General features: G+C 60.9%; 15 protein-coding genes. 7 read left to right on the top strand and 8 right to left on the bottom strand.

What is annotated here, in order from left to right; translation table 11 throughout:
* Positions 1-70 precede the first annotated feature (70 nt).
* Both atpB and NW845_RS06645 read right to left on the bottom strand, forming a co-directional pair.
* The gene (atpB, locus tag NW845_RS06650; RefSeq protein ID WP_414377657.1) at positions 71-817 is read right to left on the bottom strand and encodes a F0F1 ATP synthase subunit A; all 747 of its coding nucleotides are present in this window, start codon (positions 815-817) and stop codon (positions 71-73) included.
* Between the two features lie 5 nt (positions 818-822).
* On the bottom strand, positions 823-1,374 hold the full coding sequence (locus tag NW845_RS06645; RefSeq protein ID WP_414377654.1) for a hypothetical protein: 552 nt from the start codon (positions 1,372-1,374) through the stop codon (positions 823-825).
* A gap of 354 nt (positions 1,375-1,728) precedes the next feature.
* On the opposite strand from NW845_RS06645, the gene NW845_RS06640 reads away from it, so the two are divergent.
* Entirely contained in the window at positions 1,729-2,304 is a 576-nt protein-coding gene (locus NW845_RS06640) for a DUF3177 family protein (RefSeq protein ID WP_414365555.1), read from the top strand.
* The gene (locus NW845_RS06635; protein ID WP_414365556.1) at positions 2,301-2,615 is read left to right on the top strand and encodes a hypothetical protein; all 315 of its coding nucleotides are present in this window, start codon (positions 2,301-2,303) and stop codon (positions 2,613-2,615) included. The genes NW845_RS06640 and NW845_RS06635 overlap by 4 nt, the downstream gene beginning before the upstream one ends.
* Before the next feature lie 13 nt (positions 2,616-2,628).
* Here NW845_RS06635 and gpmI read toward each other — a convergent pair whose 3' ends face one another.
* The 4 genes from gpmI to mnmE form a co-directional block, all read right to left on the bottom strand.
* Entirely contained in the window at positions 2,629-4,221 is a 1,593-nt protein-coding gene (gene gpmI / locus NW845_RS06630) for a 2,3-bisphosphoglycerate-independent phosphoglycerate mutase (protein WP_414365557.1), read from the bottom strand.
* A gap of 173 nt (positions 4,222-4,394) precedes the next feature.
* Positions 4,395-4,919: a tetratricopeptide repeat protein gene (locus tag NW845_RS06625; RefSeq protein ID WP_414365558.1), complete on the bottom strand. Its 525-nt coding sequence runs from the start codon at positions 4,917-4,919 to the stop codon at positions 4,395-4,397.
* A gap of 39 nt (positions 4,920-4,958) precedes the next feature.
* Positions 4,959-5,459, bottom strand: a complete 501-nt coding sequence (dps, locus tag NW845_RS06620; RefSeq protein ID WP_414365559.1) for a DNA starvation/stationary phase protection protein Dps — start codon at positions 5,457-5,459, stop codon at positions 4,959-4,961.
* 117 nt (positions 5,460-5,576) lie between these two features.
* Positions 5,577-6,956 (bottom strand): tRNA uridine-5-carboxymethylaminomethyl(34) synthesis GTPase MnmE, encoded by a 1,380-nt coding sequence (mnmE, locus tag NW845_RS06615; protein ID WP_414377652.1) that lies wholly within the window; start codon positions 6,954-6,956, stop codon positions 5,577-5,579.
* 156 nt (positions 6,957-7,112) lie between these two features.
* Between mnmE and glgP the strand changes: the two genes are divergently transcribed.
* The 4 genes from glgP (at position 7,113) to NW845_RS06595 (ending at position 12,380) form a co-directional block, all read left to right on the top strand.
* Positions 7,113-9,713: an alpha-glucan family phosphorylase gene (gene glgP, locus NW845_RS06610; RefSeq protein ID WP_414365561.1), complete on the top strand. Its 2,601-nt coding sequence runs from the start codon at positions 7,113-7,115 to the stop codon at positions 9,711-9,713.
* Between the two features lie 334 nt (positions 9,714-10,047).
* The gene (locus NW845_RS06605) at positions 10,048-11,109 is read left to right on the top strand and encodes a tetratricopeptide repeat protein (RefSeq protein WP_414377649.1); all 1,062 of its coding nucleotides are present in this window, start codon (positions 10,048-10,050) and stop codon (positions 11,107-11,109) included.
* Between the two features lie 123 nt (positions 11,110-11,232).
* On the top strand, positions 11,233-11,757 hold the full coding sequence (gene ilvN, locus NW845_RS06600; RefSeq protein WP_011430944.1) for an acetolactate synthase small subunit: 525 nt from the start codon (positions 11,233-11,235) through the stop codon (positions 11,755-11,757).
* A gap of 44 nt (positions 11,758-11,801) precedes the next feature.
* Positions 11,802-12,380 (top strand): hypothetical protein, encoded by a 579-nt coding sequence (locus NW845_RS06595; RefSeq protein WP_414377647.1) that lies wholly within the window; start codon positions 11,802-11,804, stop codon positions 12,378-12,380.
* Positions 12,381-12,870: 490 nt separating this feature from the next.
* On the opposite strand, the gene NW845_RS06590 is transcribed toward NW845_RS06595, so the two are convergent.
* Positions 12,871-13,473 carry a DUF3120 domain-containing protein gene (locus tag NW845_RS06590; RefSeq protein WP_414377644.1) on the bottom strand — a complete coding sequence of 201 codons (603 nt, stop codon included), beginning with the start codon at positions 13,471-13,473 and terminating at the stop codon, positions 12,871-12,873.
* Between the two features lie 281 nt (positions 13,474-13,754).
* On the opposite strand from NW845_RS06590, the gene NW845_RS06585 reads away from it, so the two are divergent.
* On the top strand, positions 13,755-14,801 hold the full coding sequence (locus tag NW845_RS06585; protein WP_414365566.1) for a glucokinase: 1,047 nt from the start codon (positions 13,755-13,757) through the stop codon (positions 14,799-14,801).
* A gap of 102 nt (positions 14,802-14,903) precedes the next feature.
* Here NW845_RS06585 and NW845_RS06580 read toward each other — a convergent pair whose 3' ends face one another.
* Positions 14,904-15,479, bottom strand: a complete 576-nt coding sequence (locus NW845_RS06580; RefSeq protein ID WP_414377641.1) for an NUDIX hydrolase — start codon at positions 15,477-15,479, stop codon at positions 14,904-14,906.
* Positions 15,480-15,685: the final 206 nt, after the last annotated feature.

The following is a 15,685-nucleotide window of genomic DNA, read 5'->3' as shown; positions in this document are numbered from 1 at the left end:
CCTTGCGACGACCCATTGGAGAGATTTTGAGAGCTGGGCCCTGAACTCGGCGGTTGGCCCAACTCCTGGGTCAATCGTGGTGATCCCCTCCCCCGTGACCTTCCAGCGCCTCTCCAATGTAAGCGGCTGAGAGGGTGGAGAAGATCAAAGCCTGAATGGCCCCCGTAAATAGAAATAGGATCATCACCGGCACCGGGATCAACAACGGCACCAGCAACACCAACACCGCGATCACCAGCTCCTCTGCCAAGATGTTGCCGAACAGACGGAAGCTCAGCGAGAGAGGCTTGGTGAAATCTTCCAGGACATTGATGGGCAACAGAACTGGCGTGGGCTCGATGTACTTCTTAAAGTAAGCCAGCCCACGCTTGCTAATGCCGGCTACAAAATACATGACACTGGTGAGCAGCGCTAAGCCGGCGGTGGTGTTGATGTCGTTGGTGGGAGAGGCCAGCTCTCCTTCCGGCAGGGGAATTAGCTTCCAGGGGAAGAGGTTGCCCATCCAGTTGGAGACAAAGATGAACAAGAACAAGGTGCCAACATAGGGCACCCAGGGCCGGAAGTTTTTCTCACCAATCTGGGCACGGGCAATGCTTTGGACAAACTCCAGGGTGTACTCGATAAAGTTTTGCAGACCAGCGGGCTCCCGCTGCAGTTGACGAGTCCCCAACAGCACCACGGTCAAGATCAGGGCGATGGCAATCCAACTGGCAATCAAAACTTGCCCGTGAACGGTGAATTTGCCCAGGTGCCAATAGAGGTGATGGCCGACCTCAAGTTCTGCTAGCAGAGGAGGAGAGGAGAAGAACAGATTCATGAGCATCACACAGAAGAAGACGAACGGGTCAAGGTCTGAACAAGATAAATCAGCAGGGTGACCTTATAGGTCATGAACCCCAAGAAAATGGGCAAAACCTGCAAAGACTTCACCTGGGTGGCCAGGACGATCAACCCGACAAACAAAGCCAAGCGCGTCACGCCGAGCCGGCTGCGACTTTTGCCCAGTTCCGCGACGCCGCGGCCCAGCATGCGCAGATAGACTACGCCAACGATTGCCCCCAGCAAATAGTTGGCAGCCACCGCCAGTGAGTAAACCAAAGCCACTCCCACCGCAATGGCTAGGCTCACCCCCAGGGTGACCAGCGCCAACCATAGCTGCAGCGCTTCATAGCTCCTGCCTGCCGTGGTCGCCTTCTCCCCCAAACCCGCTTTGCCCGGGGCAAGCGACGGCTGCGACGCACTCTGGCAGTCCAGACCCGCCTTCTGCTGGGGCGGAGACGGCGCCTCCTCTAGGGGCGGCAAAGGCTTGGGCTTCCACGGGGTCGCCTTCCAACGGGCAGGACTGTGGGAGAGGAGTCGGGAAGAACGTGCCATGGGAGTGAGGTCACCACCTCTGAGGATCTGGCCTTAACCCAAAATAACACGACTAAGTAACAATACTTAACGAGTTGGGCCGGGCCAGGACGGGATGGAACCTTGCAACTATCGCCTCGAAAGACAACTAGCCCTTCGACAGACGGAGATGTTCCTTTAAGAATCTACCACCTTCACGGATTGACAACGGCAAAAATGGAAAACTTTCTGAAAGCCCTCGGATGTAAAGTTTTGCCTGGGGTGGCCGAGAAGCTGCAATGTTCTGTTACCTCCTGTTGTTTTGAGGTGGATCCCGCCGACCCTGCCGCTCTATATACTATGGGGCAGTGAGAACAAAGGGCGAGGACGATCCCCGTGAGTTGGCTGGTCAAGGCAATCTGGGTGGACTACAGCTTGGCCGTGGCGCTGACGGTGCTGCTGCCGTTGGCTCTCCTAATTTGGGCTTTTGCGGTGGGGTTACGTCCTCTGATTCAGCTCTTGATCGTTTACTGGCGGGTGTCCAGCCTCTTGGCGGTGACGGTGTATTTGATGATTGGTGGCCTGCCCATCAGCTTCTTGAGCGGGGCGATGGCGCGGCTCTTGATCCCGGTCTGCCTGTGGTTCTGGCAGGATTGGAGCACTGCTCTCAGGCAGTCGAGAAGCTGGGCGGCACGAGCTTTTTTGCTCTGGCGGTGGGCTGTAACCGGTTACATGGGGGCCGGGATCCTCTTTTCGGGAGCCTTCGTGCCTTGTGCCTTCCGGGCTTCTCTGTCGTCAGAGTGTCGAGCTTGGTTTGAGCCGCCGCTGGGGTTTCGAGAGATTTTCCATCCCAATGTGCCGCCGGAGCTGCTGGGGAGCGTGGGGGCTTGGGGCTTGGTGGCCTACCTGCTCTACAGCGTTTACTTTGTCTGGCGGCTGCGGCCCGGTGCAGACAAGGGGGAGCTGGCATGAGTGCTCTGCCCTGGCCGCTGGCTTTGGAGCGCTACAGCCAGGCTCATCCCCAGGAAGTGCTGCGGGTGGAGGTAGAAAGCGAGGGAGAAGCTGATTTGGTGCTAATCTACCGCGGCTACAGCAGCTCCCTGCGGCGGGCCACGCCCCCCGATCCGGAAGTGGCGGTGATCCCCCCCCAGGCTCGCTTTTTGCAGCTGGAGCGCCTGAGCGCCCCTTATCACCCTGAGCGCTCGCAGGTTTTGGCCCTCTACCGCAACTGGGAGGAGCTGAAGGCTTGGCTGGCCCAGGCAGGGATCCTAGTGGCCGAGTGAGCAATTCCCGGTCTCAGCGCCCTACTGGACTGGGCTGGCGCTGCAGGATGGTGTATTCTGCCGGCTGCAGAAGAGATTGCCCTGTCATCTCTGGCGGCTGAGGTAGGCCTAGGATCTCGAGCAGGGTGGGGCCGACATCGGCCAGGGTGCCGCCAGAGCGCAGCTTGACATCGCCACCGCGACCAGGGATCTTGCGCTTTTCCCCCTCCACCAGAATGCAGGGCACGGGGTTGGTGGTGTGGGCGGTCCAGGGGTTGCCCTGCTCGTCCCACATCAGCTCCGCATTCCCGTGATCCGCCAAGATTAAGGTGGTACCCCCCGCATCCGCCACCGCCGCCAGCAGACGGCCCAGGCAGCGATCCACCGTCTCCAGCGCCCGCACGGTGGCCTCGAAGTTGCCGGTGTGGCCCACCATGTCGGGGTTGGCGTAGTTGAGTACCACGAGGCTGTATTCGCGGCGGGCGATAGCTTCTATTGCCTTGTCGGTCACCTCCACCGCCGACATCTCCGGCGCTTGGTCATAGGTGGCCACCAGCGGGCTTGGCACCAAGATGCGATCTTCGCCGGGAAAGGGCTGCTCGATACCGCCGTTGAAGAAGTAGGTGACGTGGGCGTACTTTTCCGTCTCGGCAATGCGCAATTGCTTGAGGCCGGCCTCGCTCACCACTTGGCCCAGCAGGTGATCCAGGTTCTGGGGCTTAAAGAGCACCTGCACCGGCAAGGTCGGATCGTATTGCGTCATGGTGATGAAGGCGAGATCCGGAATCAGACGGCGCTGGAAACCGGAAAAGTCGGGGCAGACGAAGGCTTGGGTAAGCTGGCGGGCGCGATCCGGGCGGAAGTTGAAGAAGATGACTGCATCTCCCGGCTGCACCGCCCCCGGAGCCAGGCGAGTGGGTGGGATGAACTCGTCCGTGAGATCCTGGGCATAGAAAGCTTCCATCACCTCGGCGGCACTACGGCCACAGCCAGGGCCATCTTCTGTCATGATCTCGTAGGCTTTTTGGGTGCGCTCCCAACGGCGATCCCGATCCATGGCGTAGTAGCGGCCGCTCAGGGTGGCAATGACGCCATTGCCCAGCCATTGCAGCTCTTTTTCCAGGGCGGCCAGAACCCTGGCCCCGTCGCGAGGCAAGGTATCGCGGCCATCGGTGATGGCGTGGACATAGGCAGGGATCCGCGCCTGGGCCGCTAGTTTCAGCAAGCCGTAGAGATGGTCGATGTGGGAGTGAACCCCCCCCTCAGAGCAGAGACCAATGAAATGAAAACGGCCCCCCTGCTCCTTGAGCCGATGACAAACCTCCACCAAGAGGGGTTCCTGGAAGAGGGATCCCGTCTCGATGGCGTCGCTGATACGCACCAACTCCTGCGGCACCACCCGCCCCGCCCCGAGGGTCAGGTGTCCCACTTCTGAGTTGCCCATTTGCCCTGACGGCAGGCCCACGGCTCGCCCCGAAGCTTGCAGCAGAGTATGGGGGTAGGTAGCCCATAGGCTATCCACAACAGGGGTTCGGGCGGCCAGGACAGCGTTGCCATCAGGGGCCTCGCGATAACCCCAGCCATCCAGGATTACCAGAACCACAGGTGCCACCGATTGTGCATCCATGAAATGGCCTCTCGTTTTTTAAGACATAATACCAGCCCCGGCAACGCGGAAAAGCCTTCGGGTGACTTGAGTCACTCACCAATGTTTATGATGTTGTAATCTTAAAATCGATAGGCAAGCTGCCATAAGTATTTATACATATCTGCACAGACATCTATACAGATAAAACGTGGTCAGCCGCGGGGGCTGGGCTGCAAACGTCTGCGCAGGGATCCGGCGCGGCGCTTGGCAATGGCATTCTTTGGATCCAGTTTCAGCACCGTCTCGTAGGCCTCTAGGCCGGGGCCGTAGAGATTTTTCTTCTCGTAGGCATGGGCCAGGTTGTTCCAAGCGGTCACATAGCCGGGATCCGCTGCTACTGCGTCTTTGTAGTAGCGGATGGCCAGGTCGTACTGCCCCTGGCTGAAGTAGGCAAAGCCAAGGGCGTTGCAGACAGGGGGAATGTTCTCCCCGGCCACCTCTAGAGCTTTTTTGAGCTGGAGGATGGCCTGGTCGTAGAGGCGCTTCTGCAGATAGACGCTGCCCAGCTCATAGTGCTCCTGTGGGGATCCCTTGCCTTTGCTCAGGCGGGGCTGCAGCTCGCGGATGACTTTTTCCTGGGCCCGCACCCGCAGCACCTCACGCAGGACGAAGTAGCCCACCACGCTGAGGATACTGGTCAAAGCCACCAAGTAAAGGAGGGGAGCGTTGACGCCCATTTTGCCTATCCCGCTTGCCTTAGATTTGCCTCGCCAGCGTTACGCCTGCAGGTGAGCCTCGATGAACCAGAGATCTTTGTCGATCTGGCGCGAGATCTCGGTAAACAGGTCGGCGGTATCGGCATCCCCCAGCTCGGTGGTGCGGTCGATGTTGCGGCGGACAGCAGCCGCATACTGGCCGTAGCGGGCCGCCAAAGCCTGCAGGTGAGCCCGACCTTCCTCAGCCGTTAGGTCGTATTCAGGCAAGCTCGAGGTTTGGGCGACGATGCGAGCGGTACCGCGGGCAATGCCCCCCAAAGCCGTAACCCGCTCCGCCAGCATGTCTACGTAGTTCTCCAGGGTGCCGGCAAAGGTGTCGAACATCTCGTGCAGGGCGATGAAGTTCATGCCTTTGACGTTCCAATGGGCCTGCTTCACCTGGGTTTTCAGATCCAGCGTGTCGGCCAAGGACTGGTTGAGCAACTCCACCAGTTGCGCACGGGTCTCGGCCGGCAAGTCGATCTGGGTGGAGTAGAGACGGGTTTTTGCGGCGGTAACCATAGCCAACCTCCCAAGTTGTGTTTCCATTATCCGGGATCCGCTGCGGCCCTCGGCCTGCCGATTCCCGACTGAGCCCATACTAACACAAACTCAGAGTGAGTATGAGTTAGTAAGCACTTACTTGCCAATGCAGAAGCGGCTGAAGATCTGATCCAGCACCGCTTCGGAGATCTCCTCGCCGGTGATTTGGCCAAGGGCGTGCAGGGCGCTCCGCAGGTCGATGCTCCAGAAATCGAGGGGGAGCTGCGCCTGCATAGCCTGGATCACCTGTTCCAGGCTGGCTTGGGCCTGGCGGAGAGCGGCGGCCTGGCGCTGGTTAAGGCTCACCTCCAGGTTGGGCTGGGGCCGCCCCTGGGTAACAAGCTGCTCCAAGGCCTCTTCCAGCTCCGGGATCCCTTGGCCTTGGGCGGCAACGGCAGCGACACGGTAAGCGATCTCGGCGGGGAGGGGGATCCCGTCGGGGGGGGCAAGGTCGGTTTTGTTGATGACCAAGATGAGGGGGCGGTGGCGAATGGACTCGTAGATGGCGGCGTCGGCGTCCGTCCAGCCGGCCTGGGCGTCGATGACCAGCAGCAGCACATCGGCAGCTTGGGCTAGGCGTTGGGAACGCTCCACCCCCAGACGTTCCACGGGATCGTCGGTGGCGCGAATGCCGGCAGTATCCAAAAGCTGGACGGGGATCCCTCTCACCACCAACTGGGATTCCACCACGTCGCGGGTGGTGCCGGGCAGGTCGGTGACGATGGCGCGGTCTTGGCCCGACCAGGCGTTGAGCAGGCTGGACTTGCCGACATTGGGCCGCCCGACGATGGCCACCTTCACGCCGGTGCGCAGCAGTTGCCCCCGCTCGACGGTAGCCAGCAGGGCCTGCATCTGGGCCTGGATGGCTTGCAGCCGGGCCTGCCAAGCCGGGACATTCAGAGGGGGCAGATCCTCTTCAAAGTCGATGCGCGCCTCGATCTCGGCCAATAAGCCCAGCAGCTCCTGGCGCAGGGCGCGGATGGACTGTCCCAATTTGCCCTGCAGCCCCGCCAGCGCCATCTGGGCTGCCTGGGGGGAGCGGGCCGCCACCAGATCGGCCACACTTTCGGCCTGGGTGAGGTCGATGCGTCCGTTCAAGAAAGCGCGCAGGCTGAACTCCCCCGGCTGCGCCAGCCGTGCCCCTTGGCGCAGGCACTGCTGCAGCGTGGCCTGAACCACCATGATGCCGCCGTGACAATGCAGCTCCACCACGTCCTCGCGGGTATAGGAGCGGGGGGCCTGCATCCAGACGGCTAGGGCCTCGTCCAACCGCTGGCCCTTCTCATCGTGGATCCAGCCGTAGAGGAGGCGATGGCTCTCCCAGGTAGCGTTGCGGCGGGCGGGGGTAAAGATGGCCTGGGCAATGGCCAAAGCCCGCGAGCCGGAAAGGCGTACAATGCCAATGCTGCCCTGCTCGGGCACCACAGCGGTGGCAATGGCAGCAATGGTGTCGGCCAGGGGTGCAGTTAGATCCATATGTAACAAGGAATGCGCTATGCCTTGGTTCCCTGGAGGTGGCAGGTGGTACCTAGGCAGGATCCCGGCCTTCAACTCGAAAGAAGCTGTAAAAAACTGTGCTCTCCCGCCGAGGTCAGGGTAGCTTGGCAGTGGCGACCTGCACGCGTCCTAACTATGAAGCCGTTACGCACGTTTAAGGTTACTCCCTACCTGCCGGCTGCTCTGGAAAGTCTGCGCTTGCTGGCCTATAACCTGCATTTTAGTTGGAACGTGGAAACCCGCAGCCTGTTCCGGCGCATGGATCCGGATCTGTGGGATGCCTGTGGCCACAACCCGGTGGCTTTGTTGGGGCAGATCCGGCAGGAGCGGCTGGACGAGCTGGCGGAGGATCCCGGCTTTTTGGCCCAGTTGGAACGGGCCAGCCAACAGCTCCAGAGCTACCTGCAGGAAGACACCTGGTACCGCAAGTATCGCTCGGCCCAAGCGGTGGAAGGGGAGTGCTACGCCTATTTTTCAGCCGAGTTTGGGCTGGCCGATTGTTTGCCCATCTACTCAGGGGGCCTGGGGGTTTTGGCCGGGGATCACCTCAAGGCAGCCAGCGACCTAGGCCTGCCGCTAGTGGGCGTGGGCCTGCTCTACCAAAAGGGATATTTTCGCCAGTACCTCAACCCCGACGGCTGGCAGCAGGAGCGCTACCCTGTGAACGATTTCTTCAACATGCCCCTGGAGCTGCAGCGGGATGCGGAGGGCCGCGAGATTCGCATTGAGGTGGACTACCCCAAGCGCAAGGTGTTTGCCCGCATCTGGAAGGCGATGGTGGGGCGGGTGCCTCTGTATCTTTTGGACACCAACATCGAGCCCAACAGCCAGTACGACCAAGACATCACCGATGAGCTGTACGGCGGCGACCAGGACGTGCGCATCCACCAGGAGATCATGCTGGGCATCGGCGGCGTGCGGGCTTTGCGCGCCCTTGGCATCCATCCCACCGTCTACCACATGAACGAGGGGCACTCGGCTTTTTTGGCCGTGGAGCGCATCCGCCTGTTGATGCTGGAGCAGGGGCTGAGCTTTGAAGAGGCCTGGCAGGTGGCCAAGTCCAGCCAGATGTTTACCACCCACACGCCGGTACCCGCCGGGATTGACCTCTTCCCGCCCGACAAAATCGACTACTACCTCGGCTTCTACTACAGCCAGATGGGCCTGAGCCGGGAGCGCTTTTTGGCCCTGGGCCGCGAAAACACCGGCGACTTCCAGTCCCCCTTCAGCATGGCGGTGCTGGCCATCAACATGGCCTCGTTTGTCAACGGCGTCAGCAAGCTGCACGGGGCGGTCTCGCGCAAGATGTTCAGCCGGCTGTGGCCCGGGATCCCGCTGGAGGAAGTACCGATTACCTCCATCACCAACGGGGTGCATGCCCGCACCTGGGTAGGGGAGGAGAACCAAGCCCTCTACGACCGCTACCTGGGGCCAGATTGGGCGGAGGCTCCTCCCTCGGATCCCCTGTGGCAGAAAGTGGATCGGATCCCGGATGGGGAGCTGTGGCGGGCCCACGAGCGCAGCCGCTCCCGCCTGATCACCTTCACCCGCGAGCGTCTGGTGGAGCAACTGCAAAAGCGGGCGGCCTCAGCGGTGGAAATTCAGTGGGCCTCTGAAGCCCTCAACCCGGAAGTGCTCACGATTGGCTTTGCCCGCCGCTTTGCCACCTATAAGCGGGCCACCCTCCTGTTTCACAACTTGGAACGGCTCAAGGCCTTGCTCAACCATCCCCGGTACCCAATGCAGTTTATCTTTGCCGGCAAGGCCCACCCCCGCGACAACCCAGGCAAGGAGCTGATCCGGCAAATTGTGCAGGTGTCGCGCCAGCCAGAGTTTCGCCAGCGGCTGGTATTTATCGAAGACTACGACATGTACGTCACCAGCCTGATGGTGGCCGGGGTAGATGTGTGGCTAAACACCCCCCTGCGCCCCCGCGAGGCCAGCGGCACCAGTGGCATGAAGGCGGCGGCCAACGGTGGACAGAACCTGAGCATTTTGGATGGCTGGTGGGATGAGGCCGATTACTACCAGACCGGCTGGCCCATTGGCCGCGGCGAGGAATACGAGGATCGCGCCTACCAAGATGAGGTGGAGTCGAATGCCCTCTACGACCTGCTGGAACAAGAGGTTGCCCCTCTCTTCTACCAGCGCGGCAGCGATGGCCTGCCCCACGCCTGGATTCAGCGCATGAAGCAGGCAATTTGCCTCAATTGCCCCCGTTTCAGCACGCAGCGCATGGTACTGGAGTATGCCGAGCGGGCCTACATCCCCCTCAGTAACTACTTCGACCGCATGCGCCGCGATAACTTCGAGTCGGCTCGCCAGTTCACCCGCTGGCGCAATCATTTGCAGGAGAACTGGTATAACATTCGGGTCCTCAATGTCCAGATTGAAACCCCGAAGAAAGCTTCCGCCGCCGGCCTCCCCTCGGCGCAAGATGACCAAGTGGTGATGGCCCGGGATCCCCTCACGGTGACTGTCGAGGTGCGGCTAGGATCCCTGCAGCCGCAGGATGTGATCGTCCAGGCCTACCAGGGGCCGGTGGACGACAACGGCCAGATCCAGAACGGCCAGGCAACTCCCCTGCGCTACGTGGAGACGGTGGAGGATCGCGCCATCTTCTCCGGCCAGATTCGCTACGAGGCCAGCGGCCTACAGGGGCTGGCCATCCGCTTGTTGCCCTTTCACCCCGATATGCACGATCCCTATGAGCTGCGGCTGATGCTCTGGGCCTAGAATGCCGATTCCACCCAATAAGGAAACAGCAGGGATCCCCTTCCTTCTTATCTCGATCCAGCCTGAACGAAGAGAGATCCCCTAGGTTCGTAAAGCCCTGAGGTTCTGCTGACTTTGCTGAGCAACGCCCCCACGCTCTGCACTGGTTGGGTTTTCCACAGTACTAGGTGCTTGCTAAGGCCTCCGGCTCCCTGGCGCGATGAGAGAGCAACTAAAGCTGTCTTCGGGCTCTTCCGCCCCGCAGTGCGGGGCCACCAAGCTATCCCCCTGTGTTTCTCGCTGCCCAATCAGGCAGAATCAGAAAAACAGATTCAAACGGCTCCGGGTTGATGCCATGCTCAAAGCCCACGACTCTGCCGGTTTGCGCCTGTTGGTCGCGGCTGCCCTGCTGTTGGGGGGCCTGGCCAGTTGGCGGCAGGATCGCCTCTCGGCGGTGATGGGTCTGGCCAGTGCGGCAGCCATTTCTGCCTTCACCCGCCCCGCCATCTTGGCCTACAACCGCGGTCGCGAACGGTGGCTGAACCGGGATCTGATAGGGGCTGTCGAGCAGCTCAACCTGGCGCTGCAGCTGGATCCCCGCCTGGCCAACGCCCACCTCCTGCGGGGCCAAGTTTACCTCGAACTCGGCCACCTTCCCCAGGCGCTGGCGGACTTCGACCAGGCCACCCAGTTGGCCCCGCGCCGGCCCGAGCCCTATCTCTACCGCGGCCTCATTCTTCAGTTGCAGGGGGATTTGCAGGGGGCAATAGCCGAGCTGGCCGAGGTAGTACGCCTGCATCCCAGCGCCTCCCACCATCTTCGCCTGGCCAGTCTGCTCATGCAACAGGGATCCCTGCCTTCGGCTCTAACTCACCTGGACGAGGCCATTCGTCAGGATCCCACCTTGGCCCCCGCCTATGCCTGCCGCGCCACGATGTACGGCTACCTGGGAGAATGGGAGGCGGCTGTGGCCGATTGGTCCCAGGCCATCCGCTGGGATCCCTGTCCGGCCCATTACTACGGGCGGGGCGTTGCCTATGCTTGGGCCGATTGCTATGACGAGGCCATTGCCGACCTCAGCCGCAGCCTAGAGGCAGAACCCTGCCAACCCCACGTTCTCTACATCAGGGGCAATCTTCTCTACGAGCTGGGGGAGATCAAAGCTGCCCTCGACGATTACGACCAGGCCTTTCGCTTGGAAGCCGACGGCAACCTCGGGGATCCCGCCGACGAGTACGGCTTGTACGGGCGGGGGCTGGCCTACGGGAATATGGGAGATAGGGCAACGGCTATTTCCAGTTGGCAAGCCGCCTTGCAGGTCAGCCGCCAACACCACAACCTAGTTTTGCAGGAACAGGCGCATCGATCTTTGCGGCAGCTCCAGGATTCGGACGGGGATCCCGGACCCTTGGGCTAGCGAGGTCGAAGGGATCCCCAGAGCTTCCGTCAGAACATTGCTGCGAAACTGGCGTAAAATTTGCTTATCGCCATCTCAATTCCACTGATATTTGGATTTTTCCTACCTCCTTCTGTGGCTGCCGTGAAACACACCCTCAGCGCTCTTGTGCAGGATCAGCCCGGGGTCTTAACCCGCATCGCCGGCATGTTTGCCCGTCGCGGCTTCAACATCGACAGCCTCACCGTCGGCCCTACCGAGCGGCCTGGCATCTCCCGCATCACCATGGTGGTGCAGGGGGATGAGCACGATGTGGAGCAGATGACCAAGCAGCTCTACAAGTTGATCGACGTGCTGAAAGTAACCGACATTACCCATGTCCCCTGTGTGGAACGGGAGCTGATGCTCGTCAAGGTCAACGCCAGCATCGAAACCCGCTCCGCCATTATGGACGTGGCGCAGATGTTCCGCGCCCGGATTGTGGATGTGGCGGAAGAGTCTTTGACTTTGGAAGTGACAGGGGATCCGGGCAAAATGGTGGCGATTATCAAGATGTTGACCAGCTTCGGCATTCGCGAGATCGCCCGCACCGGCCTGGTGGCTCTCACCCGCGAGTCGGGAGTCAATACCGAGTACTTGAAGCAGCACCCCACCGTGGCAGTCGTCTGAGGGGCTTGGCCACGATGCCAACAGGGATCGCTCAGGGGGAGGCCATGGCAAAACTGGAGAGAGGCCGGCGCCACAGGGGGCAGGCCCTGCGCAATAGCCTGCGTTGCCTGATGAGCCTCCTAGCTATTGGACTGTTGGGGTTACTGGGGGGCTGTGGCCCCCGTCCCCCCAAGCCGGTTGTGCAGCAGGCGCTGGCCTACCAGATCTCCCACCCGGCTGGGGCGGTTGCCTCTCTGGTGGGCGGCGACCGCTTGGCAGCCCGTCTGGAAGTGCAGGATGTCCAAATCCGTCAGGATCGCCGTGAACCCCTGCTGTTGGCCTCAGGAGAGAAACTGGAAGGCCACCACCTCAGCGGCACCTACACCCTAATTGTCAAGCCGCCGGGATCCCGCCGCCCCTACCGCCGCCAGGGGAATCCCTTCCAGCTCACCCTGGCCCACCAGAAGGCGCAAAGTTCCCCTTCCCCTGAGGAAGCAGAGCCCAAGACCCTGCCCGAACGGTGGCTATTGGCCCATCCCTCTCCCAATGCCAAGACCTGGGAGGTCATCGACTTTTTCCCTCAGCCGGCACCTCTTGCCGAAGCAGACGCATCGACACAGCGGGGCAGCTGGGTAGCCCCCTAATTTAGTACGGGGCGGAAAAGCCCGTTCGCGTTAGCGGGACGGAGTCCTTGAGCGACTTGAGTCGCTCGCCAGTGTAAGTACCCACCCCGGTGAAAGACCCGGACAGTGCTGTAAGTCAACAAGTGAGCGGAACCTTGAGACTGGGTTCCAAGGAACCGTCTAGGGGCGTCTTGAGAGCGCCTTTGCAAGTCTGTCTGTGGACTGCGTAAGACTCCCCCGACTAAAGTCGGAGGAGTGTCAACCCACTAGCCTTGACCCTCTCTCCCCTGCCATAGCTTGCTTTCGCGCAGGGGTAAGCCAGGGGATTCTTCTTAGCTTGTAGGAGTGCTCCCACTTGAGAAGTCGGCTACCTACACTTGGAACGAACAGTTCCTTCGCGGCTACCTGGCCACAACAAAGCGCTACGTAGAAACCCAAAAGAACGGTAGGTGAGCTCAATGCCGGGGCTTGCGCTGCCATTCTCTTAGTCAGCACCGCAGAGGTGGCTGGCTCAGCGAAGCGAAGCCGCCCCCCACAGAAAAAAACCATCCACCAACAGGGTATTCAGCACTGCTCCGGCAAAGGCCCAATGGTGCAGGCGACGGGATCCCTGAATGACCCACAGGCCAACCCCAAGGAGCAGAAGGCTTAAGCCGATGCCCCAAGCTACCCCCCAAGGGGTGGCCATTTTGTTGAGCGCAGCCATGAACGGGACGGCTGCCTGATCCAGGCGGTCAAACCGCATTGCCTGCCGCCACTCCGGCAACAGCCCCACCGAGTGAATGTAAAGGTCTGTCACTGCTGTGCCCCACAGGGAGCCGAGATAAAACCAGGTGCCGATGCGGGCAAAGCGTTGCCGTGCCCCCCACCAGATAATCGGGATCCCCAGAGCTTCCACCGGCATGTGCCAGAGGGGCTCCCAGCGCAGCCAGCCCCAGTAGAGGGATCCTGCCAGCCAAGTCAGCGTGAAGCCGTAGAGCAGATCCCCCCAGATGCGGCTGCGGGGCCGCGAGTAGAGCCGCAAGCTAAGGCCCAGCCAGCCTAGAGTCATCGCCAAGCTCAGCCAAGGGCCATAGCGCACCAGGGGCGCTTCCACGAAAACGGGTAGGCACACCAGCACAGCCGCCGCCGCCCCGATGGCATGGTAAGACGGAAGCCGCCTTCGCAGAGAAAAGGGGGGAAGCTCCCGTCCAACTAAGCTCTGGGAGGACAGGGAAGGTTCCTCTTGGAGAGGCGGCGAACAAGATGTAGGAAGCAAAACGCAATCTTAGAAACTTTTACATCAGTTAACATAGCATCTTCCCTGCCCTTTCCCGCCCTGGCCAAGCAGGGCCGGCGTTGCCAGGGTATTGCCGGAAATGTCAGGGTGAGAATAACGCGCTGCCTGAGAAAACTATGGAGTTGCTGTTGGCGGGGGATATCGGGGGTACCAAGACCAGCCTCAGCCTCTTCAATGCCCAAGATCCCGACCACAGCCTCTACCACTGCCGCTATGCCAGCCAAAGCTATCCCAACCTCACGCCGGTGGTGCTGGAGTTTCTGGCCCAGGCGCGGCAGGAGCTGGGGCGAGATCCACGGCCGGTTGCTGCCTGTTTTGCTGTGGCTGGACCCGTGATGGAAGAGAAGGGGGGCACGTGGCCAGGGGGACAAACGGCCAAAATCACCAACCTGCCCTGGAGCCTGCACTCAGGCCAATTGGCGGCAGAGCTGGGGATCCCACGCCTAGCTTTGATCAACGACTTCAGCGCCGTGGGGTATGGGGTGCTTGCCCTGCGAGATCAGGATCTGGAAACACTGCAGGCAGGGGAGCGGCAGCCCCAGGCTCCCATCGGTGTCATCGGGGCAGGCACAGGCCTGGGGCAGACCTACCTCACGTGGGGAGAAGGCGGCTACCAGGTTCATGCCAGCGAGGGGGGGCATGTGGATTTTTCTCCACGTACCCCTTTGGAATGGGAGCTGCTGCGGTATCTGCAACAACGACATGGGCGCGTCTCCACCGAACGGGTGGTCTCGGGGCAGGGGATCGTGGCCATCTATCAATTTCTGCGGGATAGCCGCTGGGGCCAAGGAGAGGAGCAGTTGCTGGCCCAAATTGCCGCGTGGGAGAAGAAAGCTAGCCCCATCGACCCGGCAGCCCAAATTGCCAATGCCGCCCTGGAGGGACGGGATCCCTTGGCGGTGGAATGCTTGCGGCTATTTACCAGCTTGTATGGGGCCGCTGTCGGCAATTTTGCCCTGCACCTGTTGCCCCGTGGGGGCCTGTTCATCGCCGGCGGGATCGCGCCCAAGCTCCTGCGCCTCTTGCGAGAGGGAGAGTTTTTGCCCTCCTTTTTGGACAAAGGACGGATGCGCCCTCTGCTGGAGCAACTGTCGGTGCAGGTGGTGGTGAACGCCCAGGTGGGCTTGATAGGGGCTGCCCACTATGCCGCCACTTTGCTATAGAGGTCAGGCCTATTGGCGACAAGGATCCCCTCTAGCCCCTCTCCCTTGGGGAAAGGGGGGCTAGGCGAGGCGCAGGTTCGCCACCAAGGGGGGTGGCCATGCCTAGGGCTTGTCCCTGCTCGCAACGACCGCATTTTCTGCCGCTAAAAACAATTGGGCCCGCCAAAAGCAGGCGATAGATTTGCTATCAAAGTCCAGGCCAAAACGGGCCATTTCCGTTAGTTCAGCAGGCGAAAACTCCACGACGGCGATGTCTTCATCCTCGTCCTTGGCCGGTGGAGCATCCAGCACTTCCAGATCCCGCGCCAGGTAGGCGTACATGATCTCGCTGGAATAGCCGGGGCACAGATAAAATTGGCCGAGGGGATCCCAGCGGTGGGCGCGCAGGCCGGTTTCTTCTTCCAGCTCGCGGCGAATGGTTTCATCCGGATGTTCTCCCGGCTCGACGGTGCCGGCAGGAAATTCGTAAAGGTAGGCGGCGACGGCAAAGCGATACTGGCGAATGCAGACAAACTTGCCTTCGGCAGTCACCGGCACGGCCACAACGCCGCCGGGGTGGATGAGGTACTCCCGCTCCCCTTCTGTGCCGTTGGGAAAGCGCAAACGCTGGCTGACAAAAGTGTACTTGTGACCGTGGAAGCGCAGGCGCTCGCGAAGGATCTGGGATGGGGTGTGCATGGCCAAGGTTCCTGAGAGAAAAGCCCCCCTCAGCTTAACGTAAGGTGCGGAATTCCCCACCGTCTATACGGTGGGGATGGATAGCACCCTCTGACTGATTCTGGATGTATTGCTTCACAATTTCTAGGCAGCAAATCATGCCAAAGCCTAGCCCTTCCCAATACACTTTATTGACCAGTATTTTGTTACAAACACTACGTGCAAGT

Source organism: Synechococcus sp. H60.2 (assembly GCF_047462315.1).
Lineage (GTDB): Bacteria > Cyanobacteriota > Cyanobacteriia > Thermostichales > Thermostichaceae > Thermostichus.
This window is presented reverse-complemented; position numbering and strand designations above follow the sequence as displayed.

Bases quoted from the DNA above. Each gene is read 5' to 3' on its own strand.
- NW845_RS06595 (WP_414377647.1), top strand. From the start codon at position 11,802: ATGGCAAAACTGGAGAGAGGCCGGCGCCACAGGGGGCAGGCCCTGCGC.
- mnmE (WP_414377652.1), bottom strand. From the start codon at position 6,956: ATGGATCTAACTGCACCCCTGGCCGACACCATTGCTGCCATTGCCACC.
- glgP (WP_414365561.1), top strand. From the start codon at position 7,113: ATGAAGCCGTTACGCACGTTTAAGGTTACTCCCTACCTGCCGGCTGCT.
- dps (WP_414365559.1), bottom strand. From the start codon at position 5,459: ATGGTTACCGCCGCAAAAACCCGTCTCTACTCCACCCAGATCGACTTG.
- NW845_RS06625 (WP_414365558.1), bottom strand. From the start codon at position 4,919: ATGGGCGTCAACGCTCCCCTCCTTTACTTGGTGGCTTTGACCAGTATC.
- NW845_RS06635 (WP_414365556.1), top strand. From the start codon at position 2,301: ATGAGTGCTCTGCCCTGGCCGCTGGCTTTGGAGCGCTACAGCCAGGCT.
- atpB (WP_414377657.1), bottom strand. From the start codon at position 817: ATGAATCTGTTCTTCTCCTCTCCTCCTCTGCTAGCAGAACTTGAGGTC.
- NW845_RS06605 (WP_414377649.1), top strand. From the start codon at position 10,048: ATGCTCAAAGCCCACGACTCTGCCGGTTTGCGCCTGTTGGTCGCGGCT.
- NW845_RS06580 (WP_414377641.1), bottom strand. From the start codon at position 15,479: ATGCACACCCCATCCCAGATCCTTCGCGAGCGCCTGCGCTTCCACGGT.
- NW845_RS06585 (WP_414365566.1), top strand. From the start codon at position 13,755: ATGGAGTTGCTGTTGGCGGGGGATATCGGGGGTACCAAGACCAGCCTC.
- NW845_RS06645 (WP_414377654.1), bottom strand. From the start codon at position 1,374: ATGGCACGTTCTTCCCGACTCCTCTCCCACAGTCCTGCCCGTTGGAAG.
- gpmI (WP_414365557.1), bottom strand. From the start codon at position 4,221: ATGGATGCACAATCGGTGGCACCTGTGGTTCTGGTAATCCTGGATGGC.